Genomic DNA, 17,184 nt, shown 5'->3' on the forward strand with positions numbered 1-17,184 from the left:
AATAAAGAATGTAAATTGTATGAGTAAAGACTTAAGTAAGCCCGCCAAGGCTGAATCAGGAAACATCCCCGAACATATCGCAATCATTATGGATGGTAACGGCAGATGGGCGAAGCAACGATTGTTGCCCCGTTTTGCCGGTCATACCAAAGGGGTGAATGCCGTCAATAAAGTGGTGGAAGCGTGTTGTAATCGCGGCGTGCGCTATCTGACTTTGTTTGCGTTCAGCTCAGAAAACTGGCGTCGTCCACCGGAGGAAGTCTCTCTGCTCATGAAGTTGTTCCGGAAAGTGCTGGTACTTGAGATTAACAATATGTGCCAGAACAATATCCGTCTGAAAATCATTGGTGATCTGAGCAAGTTTGACACCGAACTCAAAGAGCTGATCCGCAATGCGGAAGAAAAAACCGCCGCCAATACCGGGCTGACGCTGACGATCTGCGCCAATTACGGTGGTCGCTGGGATATCGTCAATGCCTGTAATGCCTTGATTCGTGAAGGGCTGGATCAGGACAGCATTACCGAAGAAATGCTGTCATCAAAATTGGCTATGGCCTACGCGCCGCCGCCAGATATGCTGATACGCACCGGTGGCGAGGCGCGCATATCGAATTTCCTGCTTTGGCAAATGGCTTATTCCGAATTTTTCTTTACCGATACCTACTGGCCGGATTTCGATGGAAAATCGCTGGACGAAGCGATTGCCTCGTTCCAGAAGCGCGAGCGTCGCTTCGGCAGAACCAGCGAACAGTTGCTGGAATCTGCTGATTAAAACAGCATAGCAACGCTATTTTTTATGTAATGCAGGCGGGAATTATCAATGACTAAAATTGTTCCGGTAATTTTATGTGGAGGCTCAGGCACCCGCCTGTGGCCCTTGTCACGCGCTGGTTTTCCTAAACAGTTTCTGGTGTTATCCGGCACCACCAGCCTGTTTCAACAAGCGGTGCAACGCGTGAATGCGATTGCCGATGCCGATATTCAGGTCAGTCCTACACTGATCGTGACCAATGAAGAGCACCGTTTTCTGGCGCTCGATCAATTGCGTGAAATGAAGTCAGTTCAGGCCAGTCTGTTACTGGAACCCACCGGAAAAAATACCGCACCGGCATTGACGCTGGCGGCGCTTGAAGCCACGGCCAACGGCGATGATCCCGTCTTGGTGGTGACGCCGGCAGATCAGACCATACAGGATGATGCCGCGTTCACCAACGCATTACAGCAGAGCGTGCGTGCCGCCAGCGATGGCGCGATCATTATTTTAGGCATTACGCCTGATCGCCCTGAAACTGGCTACGGCTATATCCGCAGAACCGGGCAGGCAGCATCGTTTGGCGAATCTGCAGTCGCGCAGTTTGCTGAAAAGCCGGATGCCGCGACGGCGCAGCAATATCTGGACAGCGGCGAGTACCTTTGGAACAGCGGCATGTTTGTGCTCAGAGCCAGCACCTGGCTCAAAGCGCTGGCGCAATTCCGGCCTGATATTGCTGAGTCATCCAGATTATCCTGGTCGGAAAAAAACAGTGATGCTCAATTCATCCGCCCCGACGCGGCCGCTTTTGTCAAGATTCCTGCAGACTCTATCGATTATGCCGTGATGGAAAAATGCCCGGGGTCAGCTTTTGACATACGCATGATTCCGCTGGCCGCCGGTTGGAACGATCTCGGCGCGTGGGACGCGGTCTGGCAGGTCGGCAAACAGGATGCGCAAGCCAATGTGACCTATGGCGACGTGATGCAGACCAATTCCAGTAATAGCCTGATTTATTCGTCCAGCCGCCTGGTCAGCACCGTCGGCATTGATCATCTGGTGGTCGTCGAAACGCCGGATGCCGTGCTGGTGGCCGATCGTCGTCAGAGTCAGGATGTGAAGGCGATCGTGGCGCAATTAACGCAGCAGGGGCGGCAGGAACATACTTTACATCGCAAGGTGTATCGCCCATGGGGCTGGTATGACAGCATTGATGAAGAGGAACGCTTCAAGGTCAAACGCATACAGGTCAAGCCCGGTGCCAGCCTGAGTCTGCAAAAGCATCATCACCGCGCGGAACACTGGGTCGTGGTCAGAGGAACCGCGGAAGTTACTTGCGGCGATAAAGTCATGCTGCTGACGGAAAATCAATCGACTTATATTCCGCTCGGTGAGGTGCACCGGCTGGCGAATCCGGGCGCGATACCGCTGGAAATCATCGAAGTGCAGTCCGGCAGTTATCTGGGTGAGGACGATATCGTCCGTTTTGAAGACACCTATGGCCGTACGAAGTAAATGCGGCGCCAGGCAAGCACAATTCTTTTGATGTATGTCATGGCAATGACACAATTTCTTGGTATGATTCATCTCAGTTACTGTACATACAACTGATATGTATGACGGTAACAAGGTGTGCCGGATCAGCAGATAGCGGGTTGGCCACCGTCCAGAACAAGGGTACGGAGACTGAACAGACAGTCTCCGTATTTTTTTTTGCGCGCTGCTTTTATTCATTGCGCACAATGCGAATGCAGGGCTGCACCGAAAAAGACAGAAAGCGCATCGCGTTTCAGATTCAGATGCTTTTCGCCCCGTTCTGGTTCAGGCAGATGCCTGTCTGCCCGAATCACGCACAGATCTGAAATCACAACTGCGTCCGCACTGAGACCTTATGGGGCATTCGCGCCGCAAATTATCTCAAGCTGGCGCACCCCGCACAGCGACAGAGCCTCGCCAGGCCGAAAAAACGCCTCCGCAAGCGCTAAATATACTCCCCCCCAGTATGTAAAGCAGCCCAATATTCATAAGGAGATAAGGCTGTTTTCTGCATATACTCCCCCAAATTCTCTCTATTTCAGGATGCGCTGGCAGATTTTTCAGGCTTTTTGCGAACGTGGCACGCTATCTGCTCATAGGCTGGTGAAGCTTGCAGTTTCTTTGTTACCCACCACCTTCAGGAGAAATCATGACACGTCGTACGGTTTTGAAAGCAACAGCAATTGGCGCAATGGCGCTCGCTACATCGGGCTGGATGGCTCAGGCATTCGCAGCAGATACGATCAAGGTTGGCATTTTGCATTCCCTCTCAGGAACGATGGCGATTTCCGAAACGTCGCTGAAAGACGTGGCGCTGATGACGATTGATGAAATCAATGCCAAAGGCGGCGTCATGGGTAAAAAACTGGAAGCCGTCGTTGTTGATCCTGCATCCAACTGGCCTTTGTTTGCTGAGAAAGCGCGACAGTTAGTGTCGCAGGATAAAGTGTCGGTGGTGTTTGGTTGCTGGACATCGGTATCACGCAAATCGGTGTTGCCAGTCTTTAAAGAATTGAACAGCCTGCTGTTTTACCCTGTGCAATATGAAGGCGAAGAGCTGGAGAAAAACGTGTTTTACACCGGCGCTGCACCGAATCAGCAAGCGATACCGGCGACAGAATATCTGATGTCGAAAGAGGGCGGCGCGGCAAAACGTTTCGTGTTGCTGGGCACGGATTATGTCTATCCACGCACGACCAACAAAATCCTGCGCGCTTTCCTGCATAGCAAAGGCGTGAAAGACAGCGATATCGATGAAGTCTACACACCGTTTGGTCATTCTGACTACCAGACCATCGTTGCGAATATCAAGAAATTTTCTGCCGGTGGCAAGACAGCCGTGATCTCGACGATTAATGGCGATTCGAATGTGCCGTTTTACAAAGAGCTTGGTAATGCCGGTCTGAAAGCGACCGATGTGCCTGTCGTTGCGTTCTCGGTTGGTGAAGAAGAATTGCGCGGCGTCGATACCAAACCACTGGTCGGTCATCTGGCCGCATGGAATTACTTTGAGTCTGTGAAAAATCCGGTGAATGCCGAGTTCATCAAAAAATGGAAGGCGTATGCGGTCGCGAAAAAATTGCCGAATGCTGCCACCGTGGTGACGAATGACCCGATGGAAGCAACCTACGTTGGCATTTATATGTGGAAGCAAGCGGTGGAAAAAGCCAAATCCACGGATACCGATAAAGTGATCGCAGCGATGGGCGGGCAGACTTTCAAAGCGCCATCCGGCTTTGAACTGACCATGGACGCTACGAATCATCATCTGCATAAACCCGTCATGATCGGTGAGATTAAAGCAGACGGCCAGTTCAGCGTCGTCTACAAAACCAAAGCGCCTATCCGTGCGCAACCATGGAGCCCGTATATCAAGGGCAATGAAGGTAAGCAAAAGCTGTAAGCAGCGCTGCAGTTTTCTCCTTGCGTGAGCCTTCCTGGTGTTTTCCCGACTGACCAGGTCGTTGCTCGCGCGTATGGGGAATGTTGCCTGGCTTTGATCTGCCAATTTTGGTCTGCCAATGCGGAAGCGGCATGTTCCCGTTTCCGCCTACAACAGAATTTCAAGAAATTTCCACGAATGAATGCGTCTGCAGAACTATGACATTCCAGAAAACGTTGGCACGCCTGCTTGTCACTATGCCCGGCATCTTGCGTGACATATCACGTGGCAGATTACGTGGCATCTTGTTCAGCGTCTTGTTCGCTGTGTTGCTACCGGCAACAGCGCACGCAGCGATCGACGCGAGTCAGCTTAAAGCGCTGGCGGGTGATGATCCTGATGCGCGTATCGCTGCCGTCAATACGATAGCCGCACTGGCGAATGATGAAGCCGCGAAAGTGTTGACTGCACTTAAAAATGAAGAATTGTATTTCAAAGACGATCAGGTTTTTCTGCCTGATGGCGAGCAGTTCATCGCCTTAGCCGATGGCAAAAAAGTCGCTTTGCCTGACGGCGCTGACGTCATTGCGATTAACAATCGCTTGCGTGCTGTGCTCGACAGCGCCTTATCTGGTCTGAAGCTGTTTGCGCCGGAGCGCGCAGTTCGTCTGGCGGCGGCGCATGCGTTGCAAAAAGAAGCGACGCCGGAACAACTGCCTTTACTGAATAAGGCGTATGTCAAAGAAAAAGATCCTGAAATTGGCGCATTGCTGCAAATGCTGATCGCGACCGTGAATCTGCATGCAGAAGATCCCGCCATTCGTAAAGCGGCGGTTAAAACACTCGTCACCAGTGCGAATGCAAATCTGAAACCTGCATTGCAGGAAATGATTACCCAACGTCCTGATGGTAGTTATGCCGAGCCGGATGAAAGCATACGCGTCGCAGCGGTGGCCACCCTCAATGCCATCAACAACCGCATTGCCCGCACTGAATTTGTCGGCAATCTGTTTTACGGCATTTCACTCGGCAGCGTGTTGTTGCTGGCAGCACTGGGGCTGGCGATCACGTTCGGGCTGATGGGCATCATCAATATGGCGCATGGCGAATTACTGATGATAGGTGCCTACACGACTTATGTTTGTCAGTCACTGTTCCGGCATTTTTTTCCGGACGCGATTGACGCTTATTTATTGCTGGCTGTGCCAGCGGCTTTTCTGGTGTCGGGCATGGTCGGTATCGTGCTCGAGCGCACGGTGATTCGCTGGCTCTATGGCCGTCCTCTGGAAACCCTGCTTTGTACCTGGGGTATCAGCCTGATGCTGATGCAGGGCGTACGTTCGGTGTTCGGCGCGCAAAACGTCGAGGTCGCTAATCCTGCCTGGATGTCTGGCGGCGTCACGGTGATGGGCTCGCTGGTGCTGTCTTACAACCGCATCATCATTATTTTCTTTTCTCTGGCCGTGGTGTTTGCGGTTTGGCTGATCCTGAATAAAACCCGCATGGGTTTATTTGTGCGTGCTGTGACGCAAAACCGCCGCATGGCCGATTGCGTTGGCGTAGCGACCGGCAAGATCGATATGCTGACCTTTGGTCTGGGTTCCGGCATCGCGGGGCTGGGCGGCGTTGCCTTGTCTCAGTTAGGGAATGTCGGCCCTGATCTGGGACAGAGCTATATCGTTGATTCATTTATGGTGGTGGTGCTGGGCGGTGTCGGCCAGCTGGCGGGTACCGTGATTGCGGCATTTGGCCTCGGTGAAGTGAATAAATTTCTGGAACCAGTGGCAGGTGCGGTGATGGCCAAAATTGTGATTCTGGTGTTCATCATTATCTTTATTCAACGCAGACCGCAGGGCTTGTTTGCACTCAAGGGAAGGAGTGTCGACTGATGCGCCATTTATTTTCACGTCCGGCATGGACGGGCATTGTCATACTGGCGCTGATCGCCGCCTTGCTGCCGGTGTTGCATCTGCTGTTCCCGGCAGGCCATACCTTGCATGTGTCGGCGTATGTGATCGGTATCGTTGCGAAGTTCATGTGTTATGCGCTGGCGGCGATGGCGCTGGATCTGGTGTGGGGCTACACCGGTATTTTATCTTTGGGACACGGCGTCTTTTTTGCGCTCGGCGCTTATGCGCATGGCATGTATCTGATGCGTGCGATTGGTCGTGATGGTGTGTATCAAAGCGACTTACCCGATTTCATGGTGTTCCTCGACTGGAAAACCTACCCGTGGTACTGGTCGCTGACGGATCATTTCTGGTATTGCATGGCGCTGGTGGTGCTGGTGCCCGGCGTGCTGGCGTTCATCTTTGGCTATTTCGCTTTCCGTTCCAGAATCAAAGGCGTGTATTTTTCCATCATTACGCAAGCGATGACCTTTGCTTTCATGCTGCTGTTTTTCCGTAATAACACAGGCTTCGGTGGCAATAACGGCTTTACTGACTTTAAGCGCATCCTCGGTTTCAGCATTACCGCGCCTGGCACGAAAGCGGTGCTGTATCTGACCACCTTAGTGATTCTGCTGGCCGCCTTATTTTTGTGTCGCTGGATCGTGCAGTCCAAACTCGGGCGGGTGTTGCAGGCGGTCAGGGATTCCGAATCCCGCCTGATGTTCATCGGCTACGATCCTTTATGGTTCAAGTTGTTTATCTGGACCTTGTCTGCGGTCTTGTGCGGCATTGCCGGGGCTTTGTATGTGCCGCAGGTTGGCATTATTAATCCGTCTGAAATGTCGCCGGGAAATTCAATCGAGATGGTGATCTGGGCCGCCGTTGGCGGACGCGGCACTTTGCTCGGCCCGATTATCGGGGCGTTCACTGTGAATGGGCTCAAGAGCTGGTTTACAGCGGCGTTTCCCGATCTCTGGTTATACGCCCTGGGCTTATTGTTTATTCTGGTGACGCTATTCATGCAACAAGGCATATTGGGTTTAGCCGGTAAATTGCGCAAACGTGGGGAGTCAGCATGAGCTACGTGATGAGTGGTGTATTGCGCCCCGGCCAGCAATACCGATCGGCGACCGGCGATCAGGGTGTTTCTTATGGCAGAGTCCGGCAGGCAGGTGTCGATACCACGCATGGTGCGATTCTGTATCTGGAAGATATTGTTGTTTCCTTTGACGGATTTAAAGCGATCAATCATCTGACGCTGGATATTTCTGTCGGTGAATTACGCTGCATCATCGGTCCGAACGGTGCCGGTAAAACCACCATGATGGATGTGATTACCGGCAAAACCCGGCCTGCATCGGGCACCGCATTTTTTGGCCAGACCATGGATCTGAGTAAGATGAATGAAGTCGAAATTGCGCATGCAGGTATCGGTCGCAAATTTCAGCGCCCCACGGTGTTTGAGCAACACACCGTATTCGACAATCTGGAACTCGCCATGAAAATGGATAAGCGGGTCAAGACCACTTTATTTGCCAGATTGAATAGCGAACAGCGCGACAAGATCGCGGCAATTTTGCAACTGATACGTTTGCAGGGCGAAGAAAAACGCCTCGCCGGTTTGTTGTCGCACGGGCAGAAACAATGGCTGGAAATCGGCATGTTGCTGATACAGGAGCCGCAACTGATTCTGCTGGATGAGCCGGTGGCAGGCATGTCCGATGCCGAGACCGCACGCACCGCCGAATTACTGAATGAATTGCGCGGCAAACATTCGATCATGGTGGTGGAACATGACATGGGATTCGTGACCGAGATTGCGCAGCAGGGCAAGGTCACGGTATTGCACGAAGGTGCCGTGCTGGCAGAGGGAACGATGCAGCAGGTGCAGGCGGATGAACGTGTGATCGAAGTCTATCTGGGGCGCTGAAAATAAGATGATGTCAGGCAGTCTGCAGCCGTCGTTTAAATCGGGAAAATCATGCTAGAAGTTAATCAACTGCATCAATATTACGGCTCCAGCCATACGCTGCGCGGCATTTCCCTTTCCTTGAAAAAAGGTGAATGCCTGACCTTGCTGGGGCGTAACGGCGTCGGTAAAACCACCTTACTCAAATGCCTGATGGGCGTGCTGCCAGCGTCGCAGGGCGAAGTTGTGTTTGAAGGGCGCAATATCAATAAGCTGGCGCCGCACGAGCGGGCGAAAGCCGGTATCGCCTATGTGCCGCAAGGGCGCGAGATCTTTGCCCGTCTGACAGTGGAAGATAATTTGCTGATGGGCATGGCCACGCTGCCAGCGAAACGCGCCAAAACGATCAAAGGCGAAGTGTATGAGTTATTCCCTGTGCTAAAGGAAATGCTGCACCGGCGTGGCGGTGATTTGTCTGGCGGTCAGCAACAGCAACTCGCGATTGCCCGCGCTTTGCTGGCGGAACCGAGGCTGATTATTTTGGATGAACCCACCGAAGGCATACAGCCATCGATTATCAAAGACATAGGCCGCGTGATCCGGCTCTTGCGTGAACGCGGCGATATGGGCATTCTGCTGTGCGAGCAGTATTTTGATTTCGCACGTGAACTGGCCGATCAGTTTGTGGTCTTGTCACGCGGCGAAGTCGTGGCGTCCGGTACACAGGATTTAATGGATGGCGATGATATCAAACGTCATCTGGCGGTATAGTGTGGTTCTTGTTTTTTCTTGTGAGTCTGCATGAGTTTGCCCGTCACTGTTACTGCGCCTGACCCTGAATCTGTATCATCAGCATCACCATCCGCGCCAGAGAAAAAACACTGGCAGGCGCGTTTGCAACTGGGGTTCGCCAGAGATGCAGCAACCACACGCCTGACTGAGCGTCAGCACAGCGGCCCGCTGCGGGTGCAAAAGCCTTTGTATCCCGAAGGTACAGAGATTTGCCACGCGATCATTATTCATCCTCCCGGTGGCGTGGTCGGCGGCGACGAATTGCAGATCAGCGCAACGCTGGGCGCAGGAACCCACGCACTGATCACGACGCCCGGTGCCGCCAAATGGTATCGCGGCAATGGCTACACATCCAAGCAAGCTGTGGTGCTACATGTCGCTGACGGCGCGGTCATGGAATGGCTGCCGCAAGAAACCATATTTTTTGATGATGCCTGCGTATCCTTGCATCAGGATATCCACCTCAGCGGCAATGCCGCCGTCATCGCGTCCGACATTCTGTGTTTTGGCCGCACCGCTGCCGGTGAAACCTATACCAGCGGCAGCATCTGGCAACACAGCCGCATTTATCGTGATGGCAAACTGATCTGGTTTGAGCAAGGTTGTCTGGAGGGCGAAGGCGAGTCCATGCAAAGTCCGCTGGGGCTTGCTGGTCGTTCCGTCAGCGGCATGGTGCTGGCGGCTGGCGCCATGCTCAGCAGCGCACAGCTTTTGCAATTACGTGAAGAAAGCCGCGCCTTACTGGATGCGCGCGAACCCCAGGCTTTATGTGGCGTCACGCAAATGAAGTCAGTGCTGGTCGCGCGTTATCTCGGCAATTCCAGCGAAGTCGCCCGCGCATGGATGCAACTGGTCTGGCAACACCTGCGTCCCGTCATCGCCAGAGAACCTGCACGCATACCGCGCATCTGGAATACCTGAGTGTTGGTTTTTCCAGAGATTCGCATTGTTTTGCCGACGACTGCTATTTACTAAAGTCATCGTACCAGTATCAATGCGATATCTGCAGCGCGAGCGAATACAAACGCTAATCCCTTTCGGCAGCTAAGAGAATTTCCGTCGCATCCCCAGTCGCACTAAAATCAATCAGTCCGCACTCATTTGATGCGCCAGCCATTTCTCGGCGGTGCGTAGCCGTTAGCGCCTGGTGCATTCTGGCTGGTTTGATTCTTGCTGTTTCTGTCAACAACACATTGTGTATGCAGATGAGGAAAGAGAACGATGGATCTGAGCCCGAGAGAGAAAGACAAACTACTCATTTTTACGGCGGCGCTGCTGGCGGAAAGACGCAAGGCGCGTGGCCTGAAACTGAATTATCCCGAAGCGGTGGCGCTGATTACTGCGGCGATCATGGAAGGTGCACGCGATGGTAAAAGCGTCGCAGAGCTAATGTCCGATGGCACGCAGATATTGAGCCGTGCCGATGTGATGGAAGGGGTTCCTGAAATGATTCCTGATATTCAGGTTGAGGCGACTTTTCCTGATGGCACCAAGCTGGTGACCGTTCATCATCCGATTCCATAGGAGGCCACATGATTCCGGGAGAAATGCTGATCGCTGACGGCGATATCGAGCTGAACGCGGGGCGGCAGACGACGTCGCTGACGGTCGCTAATAGCGGTGACCGGCCGATTCAGGTGGGCTCGCATTTTCATTTTTTTGAAACCAATCCGGCGCTGCAATTTGAGCGTCAGGCGGCGTATGGCATGCGTTTGAATATAGCTGCTGGCACCGCAGTGCGCTTTGAGCCGGGGCAGCAACGCACGGTTGAGCTGGTGGCGCTGGCAGGTGAACGGCGGGTGTTTGGTTTCAGCGGCAAAGTCATGGGCGCACTGGATGCGAAGGAGAACAACGCATGAAAATTTCGCGTCAGGCGTATGCCGAAATGTTTGGCCCGACCACCGGCGACCGTATTCGTCTTGCAGATACTGGTTTATTTATTGAGATCGAAAAAGACTTCGCAATCTATGGCGAAGAAGTCAAATTCGGCGGCGGCAAAGTGATACGCGATGGCATGGGGCAATCTCAGCGCCCGCATGCGGGTGTGATGGATACCGTGATCACGAATGCGGTGATTCTCGATCACTGGGGCGTCGTCAAGGCGGATATCGGTTTGAAAAACGGCCTGATCGCCTGCATAGGCAAGGCGGGCAATCCTGATATCCAGCCCGGTGTGGATATGGCGATTGGCGGTGCGACTGAAATCATTGCGGGCGAGGGTATGATCGTGACTGCCGGTGGCATTGATTCGCATATTCATTTCATTTGTCCGCAACAGATAGAAGAAGCACTGATGAGCGGCGTAACCACCATGCTTGGTGGCGGCACCGGGCCTGCGGTCGGCACTGCGGCGACGACCTGCACACCGGGGCCGTGGCATCTGCATTCCATGATCATGGCCGCAGATGCGTTTCCTATGAATTTAGGTTTTTTAGGTAAAGGCAATGTCAGCCTGCCGTTGCCGCTGGAAGAGCAGATCCGCGCCGGTGCGATAGGCCTGAAACTGCATGAAGACTGGGGAACAACGCCGCAGGCCATTGATAATTGTCTGAGTGTGGCCGACAACATGGATGTGCAGGTCGCCATTCATAGCGACACCTTGAATGAAGGCGGTTTTTTAGAGCACACGCTGGCCGCATTCAAAGACCGCACGATACATACTTTCCACACCGAGGGCGCGGGCGGCGGCCATGCGCCGGACATCATCGCCGCAGTCGGCGAGGGCAATGTGCTGCCGTCGTCAACCAATCCGACCCGGCCCTACACCGTCAATACGCTCGATGAACATCTGGATATGCTGATGGTCTGTCATCACCTTGATCCTGCGATTGCAGAAGACATCGCGTTTGCCGAATCGCGCATACGCCGTGAGACGATTGCTGCCGAAGATATTCTGCATGACATCGGGGCGATCTCGATGATGTCGTCGGATTCGCAGGCGATGGGGCGCGTTGGAGAGGTGATTATGCGCACCTGGCAAACCGCCGATAAGATGAAACAACAGCGCGGTGCGTTACCGGAAGACAGTCGCCATAACGATAATTTCCGTGCCCGGCGTTACATCGCTAAATACACGATTAATCCGGCGATCACGCATGGCATTTCGCATGCGGTGGGTTCGCTGGAAGTTGGAAAAATTGCCGATATCGTGTTGTGGAAACCCGCGTTCTTCGGCGTGAAACCATCGATGATACTGAAAGGCGGCATGATCGCCGCGGCGCAGATGGGCGATCCGAATGCGTCGATTCCTACACCGCAGCCTGTGCATTACCGCATGATGTTCGGCGCGTTTGGCGGCGGCCTGAAAAAGTCGTTCACCTTTGTTTCGCAGGCGGCATTGGATGCCGGATTAGCGGAACAACTGAAACTGACTAAAACCCTGATTCCGGTAAAGAACACGCGCACGATACGCAAACAAGACATGATCCTCAACGGGCTCACGCCTAAGATGGAAGTAGACCCCGAAACCTATGAAGTACGTGCGAATGGTGAATTGCTGGTGTGCGAACCGGCCAAGATTTTACCGATGGCACAGCGCTATTTTTTATTCTGACATGATGCTGACACTCCAAACCAAAATTGAACGCAGTGAGAATGCGCCTCAGATCGACGGCCAACTTATTCTGCCGTATGAATTGCGCGAAAAATCACGTTTGCGTGCGACGCTGCAAAGCGGTGAAGACGTGGCCGTATTCACCGTGCGCGGCACCGTGATGCGTGATGGCGATCTGATGCTGGCAAACGATGGCCGCATTATTCAGGTGCTGGCGGCGGCTGAGCCTACTTACAAAGTCGAATGTGCGAATGCGTTTGCATTGCTGCGCTGCGCCTTCCATCTGGGAAACCGGCACACGCAGGCGCAACTCGGCGATGGCTTTTTACGTATCCGCAAAGACCCGGTGCTGAAAGAAATGCTGGAAGGCCTGAACGCGGTCGTAACTGAAGAGATGGCGAGTTTTGAGCCCGAGGCTGGCGCTTACGGCGGTGGTCATCATCATGGTGGCGATGACATGCATCCGCATAATCCGCTGGCGCCGATACCCTTGCGACAGCGCATACATCGCCCTTCGGATAAGCAGTAAACAACAAAAGACAATGAGCACATGCAATCCGCCGCCTTACTTCATCTGTTGCAGCTCGCCAGCCCGTCGTTGCCGATAGGGGCTTACAGCTATTCGCAGGGTTTGGAAGCAGCGATAGAGAATGGCACGGTAAAAAATGAAGCGACAGCGCGGACATGGATAGCCACGTATTTGCGCGAAGTCGTTGCCCGCTTTGAAGCGCCGGTTTTATGGCGACTGATACGCGCGTTTCAGCAAAAAGATCTGACTGCCGTGACGTACTGGAATGAATTATTTATCGCCGCCCGCGATACCGCAGAGTTTCGCGCAGAAACCATACAAATGGGGTATTCGCTGGGCAAGCTGGTCGGTGATTTGCAGATTGCTGATCCTGCATTGCTGACGATCTTGCAGGCGCAAAGCGAGTTGCCATTACCGACTGCACTGGCTTGTGCCGCCGTCGCGCTGGAGGTGCCGGCGAAAGCAGCCTTGCTGGGCATGTTATTTACCTGGGCAGAAAATCAGGCGCTGGTGTGTGTGAAATCAATACCGCTGGGGCAGGTCGCAGGGCAGCGTTTATTGCTGTCTTTGCGTGCAGATCTGGAAGCTGCAGCGACGCTGGCTGAGCATCTGGAAGACCATCAGTTATCGAACTGGTCGCCGGGTTTGTCGCTTTTGTCTATGCAGCATGAAGTGCAGTACAGCCGTCTTTACCGTTCCTGACGTGTTTTACAGACGGAAGTTAAAGATGATGTTTGTCGCCTCAACATGAGAACAACAGGAACAGAATGAATATGAATACAGAAAATTTAAATGCGGAAAATTTAAACGCAGCAAATTTAAACGCAGCCGATACGAGCACAGCGACTGGGAAGAGCGAACCGAATCCCTTGCGTGTCGGCATCGGTGGCCCGGTGGGTTCCGGCAAAACAGCCCTGTGCGAAATGCTGTGCAAACGCATGCGCGATGACTACGAAATGGCGGTTATCACGAATGATATTTACACCAAAGAAGACATGGAAATTCTGCTGCGTGCTGATGCGTTGCCAGCGGAAAGACTGATGGGCGTGGAAACCGGCGGTTGTCCGCATACCGCGATTCGCGAAGATGCCTCGATTAATCTGGAAGCGATTGCGCGTATGAGCGCCGATTTTCCTGATCTCGATCTGATTCTGGTGGAATCTGGCGGTGACAATCTGGCAGCGACCTTCAGCCCTGAATTATCCGATCTGACGATTTATGTGATCGACGTGGCGGGCGGTGAAAAAATCCCGCGCAAAGGCGGCCCCGGCATTACCCGTTCTGATCTGCTGATCATCAATAAAACCGATCTGGCACCGCATGTCGGCGCGAACCTCGACATCATGGCGCAGGATGCTAAACGCATGCGCGGCACACGCCCGTTTGTGTTCACGAATCTGCGCACTGGTGACGGGCTGGAAACGGTGGTGAGTTTCATTCGTGAGCAGGGCATGCTGGATGAAGTCAGACCATAAGTACGTACGAGGAATGACGCAAAATTGCCCCGGCGGTGAGATGCAGTGTTGTGGAAATCCCTCGATATTTTTCTGAAAATTATTTATTCGTATTCATCCAAGCTGAAGGAAAAAATCATGAAATCAGTCACCGTTCAATCCCGCCATTTACTGAGCTTGTTGAGCTTGCTGAGCGCAACGCTGCTCGCCACAACGCCAGCGTTTGCCCACGTCAGCGTGATGCATTCCATCGCCGGAGGCAGTGGCTTTCTTGCTGGCTTCTTGCATCCACTAATGGGCGCAGATCATTTACTGGCGATGCTGGCGGTGGGCATCTGGGCTGCGCAACATCAGCGCCCGGCATACTGGCTTTTGCCACTGGCATTTCCGCTGATGATGACGGCGGGCGCTGCGCTGGGCATGAGTGGCGTCATCGTTCCGGGAGTGGAAGCGGGCATTGCCGCCTCTGTCTTGATACTCGGCTTGCTGATCGCGGGCGCGGTGAAATTGCCGCTGGCAGCCAGCACGGCATTGATCGCGGTATTCGCCGTCGCGCATGGTTATGCGCATGGAGTTGAAATGCCTGCCGATAGTAAGGTATGGTCGTTCGGTGCCGGTTTTGTTGTCGCGACTGCCTTGTTACATCTGAGCGGCTTATTCGCGACGATCACCGCAAACCGTTTACTCAGTACAAAATTCAGCGCAAAACTCAGCCGCATCGCCGGTGCCGGCATTGCGCTGAGCGGGCTGTTCTTTGTGTCCGCGATGGCCTGATTTTTATTGTAAGGATGCAGGCTTCATGCGGTGGTGGCAAGTTGTATGATGTTTTTCTTCAACGCCGCATGCACTGCCTGCATTTCTGTTTTTTGTCTGTGCTTGTGATAGCGGAACAGCATCAGACCTTCCACCTGAGCGACGATCAGAACTGTGCGTAACATGTACTCGGCGTCGCTGACATCCGGGTGCATGCCGCGTATCAATTTATAGATGGCCTTGCGTTCGCGCAAAATCATCGTATCCATCAGCGCCGAAGCAAACGCATTGCGCGCCGCCAGTGCCCATAATTCAAAAAACAAACCGTGCGTCAGCGGGTCATTCAATTCTTCCAGAAACATATCAATCGCGCTGTTGAGCTGCTCTATGCGTGACAGTTTGCCCTTCGCTGCGGTGATGTGATCGAGTTTTTCCTGAAACGTATTCATGGTCATCAGCAGCACGGCTTCGATCAGCAAATCTTTGCTTTGATAATAGTGCTGCACGTTGCTGAGGCTGATGCCCGCCTGCGAAGCGACTTTGCGCATCGATAAACCAGCGTAACCCTCGGTCGTAAAAATCGCCCGCGCAACACTTAGAATCGCATGCACCCGCTCCATGCCTTTTTCTGTGGTTCCGGAAGGTTTGCTTTTCAACGAGGTGTGCAGTGCGTCAGGCATGGATAATGTGTGGAGATGACCGCTTGGGTGAATACGTGCGAGGCAAAATTATCCCATAACGATTGACAAATAGTACGACTGACCTATAATTTTTGTTTAATTGGTCGTTTGACCTATTTTATTGTCCGCTTCAGCCCGGCTGTTCTGCGGACGATGCGGCAAAGCTGCAAAGTTGTTACCGGAGATGGCGCTGCTTTGCTTAAGCGCAGTTTTACATCATCTATCAATCATAAAAATAATCAGGAGACACACATGAATCAGCGGGTATATGTATCAGGCGTAGGGATGATCCCTTTCGTCAAGCCAGGCACCAGCGCGAGTTACGATCAGATGGGGATGACGGCTGGCCGTCTGGCACTAGCTGATGCGGGCATCAGCTACGATGATATCGAGCAGGCGTATGTTGGTTATGTCTATGGCGATTCAACGGCAGGGCAAAAGGCTTTGTATCAGATCGGCATGTCCGGGATACCGATTGTGAATGTGAATAATAATTGCTCGACCGGTTCCAGTGCCTTGTTTCTGGCGCGTCAGGCGATTGCCAGCGGTGCCGTTGATTGCGTGCTGGTGCTGGGGTTTGAGCAGATGAGCCCGGGCGCGTTGGGCTCTGTATTTCAGGACAGACCTAGCCCGTTTGATGCGTTTGATGCCGTGACCGATCAGTTGGTCGGCATGCCGCAGATTCCGCTGGCGCTGCGTTATTTTGGCGGTGCCGGGTTGGCACACATGCAGAAATACGGCACACCGCTGGCGTCGTTCGCAAAAATCCGCGCCAAAGCCAGCCGCCATGCGGTGAATAATCCGCTGGCCTTGTTCCGTCAGGAAGTGACACCGGAAGATGTGCTGAATTCCACCATGATCTGGCCCGGTGTGATGACGAAACTGATGGCATGTCCGCCGACCTGTGGCGCTGCTGCAGCAGTCCTGGTCTCTGAAAAATTTGCCAAGGCGCGTGGCTTGAATACGCAGGTCTACATTGCCGCACAAGCCATGACCACCGATACGCTGAGCACCTTTAATTCCGGTGACATGATGCGCGTAGTGGGTTACGACATGAGCCAGAGTGCAGCGGCAAAAGTCTATGCCCAGGCTGGCATAGGGCCGGAAGATCTGGATGTCGTTGAATTGCACGACTGCTTTGCGCACAACGAACTGATCACTTACGAAGCACTGGGTTTATGCCCCGAAGGCGGCGCGGAAAAATTCATTGACGATGGCGACAATACGTACGGCGGTAAAGTCGTGACCAATCCGTCTGGCGGCTTGCTATCGAAAGGGCACCCGCTGGGCGCCACCGGGCTCGCGCAGTGTTTCGAGCTGACTCAGCAATTACGTGGTAATGCCGGTGCCAGACAGGTTGCCAATGCGCGCACAGCGCTGCAACATAATCTGGGGCTGGGCGGCGCATGTGTGGTGACGATGTATCGCCAGTCCTGATACCGCGAGGAGAATT

General features: G+C 53.4%; 17 protein-coding genes. 16 read left to right on the top strand and 1 reads right to left on the bottom strand.

What is annotated here, in order from left to right:
• The first annotated feature begins 19 nt into the window (after positions 1-19).
• The 15 genes from H8K38_RS15520 (at position 20) to H8K38_RS15590 (ending at position 15,072) form a co-directional block, all read left to right on the top strand.
• Positions 20-772 (top strand): isoprenyl transferase, encoded by a 753-nt coding sequence (locus H8K38_RS15520; protein ID WP_186885756.1) that lies wholly within the window; start codon positions 20-22, stop codon positions 770-772.
• Between the two features lie 48 nt (positions 773-820).
• A complete protein-coding gene (locus tag H8K38_RS15525; protein WP_186885757.1) occupies positions 821-2,266 on the top strand; it encodes a mannose-1-phosphate guanylyltransferase/mannose-6-phosphate isomerase in 1,446 nt (481 codons plus the stop codon).
• 670 nt (positions 2,267-2,936) lie between these two features.
• Entirely contained in the window at positions 2,937-4,190 is a 1,254-nt protein-coding gene (gene urtA / locus H8K38_RS15530; RefSeq protein ID WP_186885758.1) for an urea ABC transporter substrate-binding protein, read from the top strand.
• Between the two features lie 236 nt (positions 4,191-4,426).
• On the top strand, positions 4,427-6,058 hold the full coding sequence (urtB, locus tag H8K38_RS15535; protein WP_186885883.1) for an urea ABC transporter permease subunit UrtB: 1,632 nt from the start codon (positions 4,427-4,429) through the stop codon (positions 6,056-6,058).
• Positions 6,058-7,140, top strand: a complete 1,083-nt coding sequence (gene urtC / locus H8K38_RS15540) for an urea ABC transporter permease subunit UrtC (RefSeq protein ID WP_186885759.1) — start codon at positions 6,058-6,060, stop codon at positions 7,138-7,140. Before urtB ends, urtC begins: the two co-directional genes overlap by 1 nt.
• On the top strand, positions 7,137-7,991 hold the full coding sequence (urtD, locus tag H8K38_RS15545) for an urea ABC transporter ATP-binding protein UrtD (protein WP_370587105.1): 855 nt from the start codon (positions 7,137-7,139) through the stop codon (positions 7,989-7,991). Before urtC ends, urtD begins: the two co-directional genes overlap by 4 nt.
• 51 nt (positions 7,992-8,042) lie before the next feature.
• Positions 8,043-8,741, top strand: a complete 699-nt coding sequence (gene urtE / locus H8K38_RS15550) for an urea ABC transporter ATP-binding subunit UrtE (protein WP_186885760.1) — start codon at positions 8,043-8,045, stop codon at positions 8,739-8,741.
• 30 nt (positions 8,742-8,771) lie between these two features.
• Positions 8,772-9,683, top strand: coding sequence for an urease accessory protein UreD (locus tag H8K38_RS15555; RefSeq protein ID WP_186885761.1), 912 nt, complete (start codon positions 8,772-8,774; stop codon positions 9,681-9,683).
• Positions 9,684-9,983: 300 nt separating this feature from the next.
• The gene (locus H8K38_RS15560) at positions 9,984-10,286 is read left to right on the top strand and encodes an urease subunit gamma (RefSeq protein WP_186885762.1); all 303 of its coding nucleotides are present in this window, start codon (positions 9,984-9,986) and stop codon (positions 10,284-10,286) included.
• Between the two features lie 8 nt (positions 10,287-10,294).
• Positions 10,295-10,621: an urease subunit beta gene (locus H8K38_RS15565; RefSeq protein ID WP_186885763.1), complete on the top strand. Its 327-nt coding sequence runs from the start codon at positions 10,295-10,297 to the stop codon at positions 10,619-10,621.
• Complete coding sequence (gene ureC, locus H8K38_RS15570) at positions 10,618-12,315, top strand: urease subunit alpha (protein WP_186885764.1); 1,698 nt, start codon at positions 10,618-10,620, stop codon at positions 12,313-12,315. The genes H8K38_RS15565 and ureC overlap by 4 nt, the downstream gene beginning before the upstream one ends.
• 4 nt (positions 12,316-12,319) lie before the next feature.
• Entirely contained in the window at positions 12,320-12,844 is a 525-nt protein-coding gene (ureE, locus tag H8K38_RS15575) for an urease accessory protein UreE (RefSeq protein ID WP_186885885.1), read from the top strand.
• 21 nt (positions 12,845-12,865) lie between these two features.
• The gene (locus H8K38_RS15580; protein WP_186885765.1) at positions 12,866-13,546 is read left to right on the top strand and encodes an urease accessory protein UreF; all 681 of its coding nucleotides are present in this window, start codon (positions 12,866-12,868) and stop codon (positions 13,544-13,546) included.
• 65 nt (positions 13,547-13,611) lie between these two features.
• Positions 13,612-14,319, top strand: a complete 708-nt coding sequence (ureG, locus tag H8K38_RS15585; protein WP_370587106.1) for an urease accessory protein UreG — start codon at positions 13,612-13,614, stop codon at positions 14,317-14,319.
• 117 nt (positions 14,320-14,436) lie between these two features.
• Positions 14,437-15,072, top strand: coding sequence for a HupE/UreJ family protein (locus H8K38_RS15590; protein ID WP_186885766.1), 636 nt, complete (start codon positions 14,437-14,439; stop codon positions 15,070-15,072).
• A gap of 23 nt (positions 15,073-15,095) precedes the next feature.
• Here the strand turns inward: H8K38_RS15590 and H8K38_RS15595 are convergent, their stop codons facing one another.
• Positions 15,096-15,731, bottom strand: a complete 636-nt coding sequence (locus H8K38_RS15595; protein ID WP_186885767.1) for a TetR/AcrR family transcriptional regulator — start codon at positions 15,729-15,731, stop codon at positions 15,096-15,098.
• A gap of 252 nt (positions 15,732-15,983) precedes the next feature.
• On the opposite strand from H8K38_RS15595, the gene H8K38_RS15600 reads away from it, so the two are divergent.
• Complete coding sequence (locus H8K38_RS15600) at positions 15,984-17,168, top strand: lipid-transfer protein (protein WP_186885768.1); 1,185 nt, start codon at positions 15,984-15,986, stop codon at positions 17,166-17,168.
• Positions 17,169-17,184: the final 16 nt, after the last annotated feature.

Origin of the sequence: Undibacterium sp. FT79W (assembly GCF_014284215.1) — a bacterium.
GTDB classification, from domain to species: domain Bacteria; phylum Pseudomonadota; class Gammaproteobacteria; order Burkholderiales; family Burkholderiaceae_D; genus Undibacterium; species Undibacterium aquatile.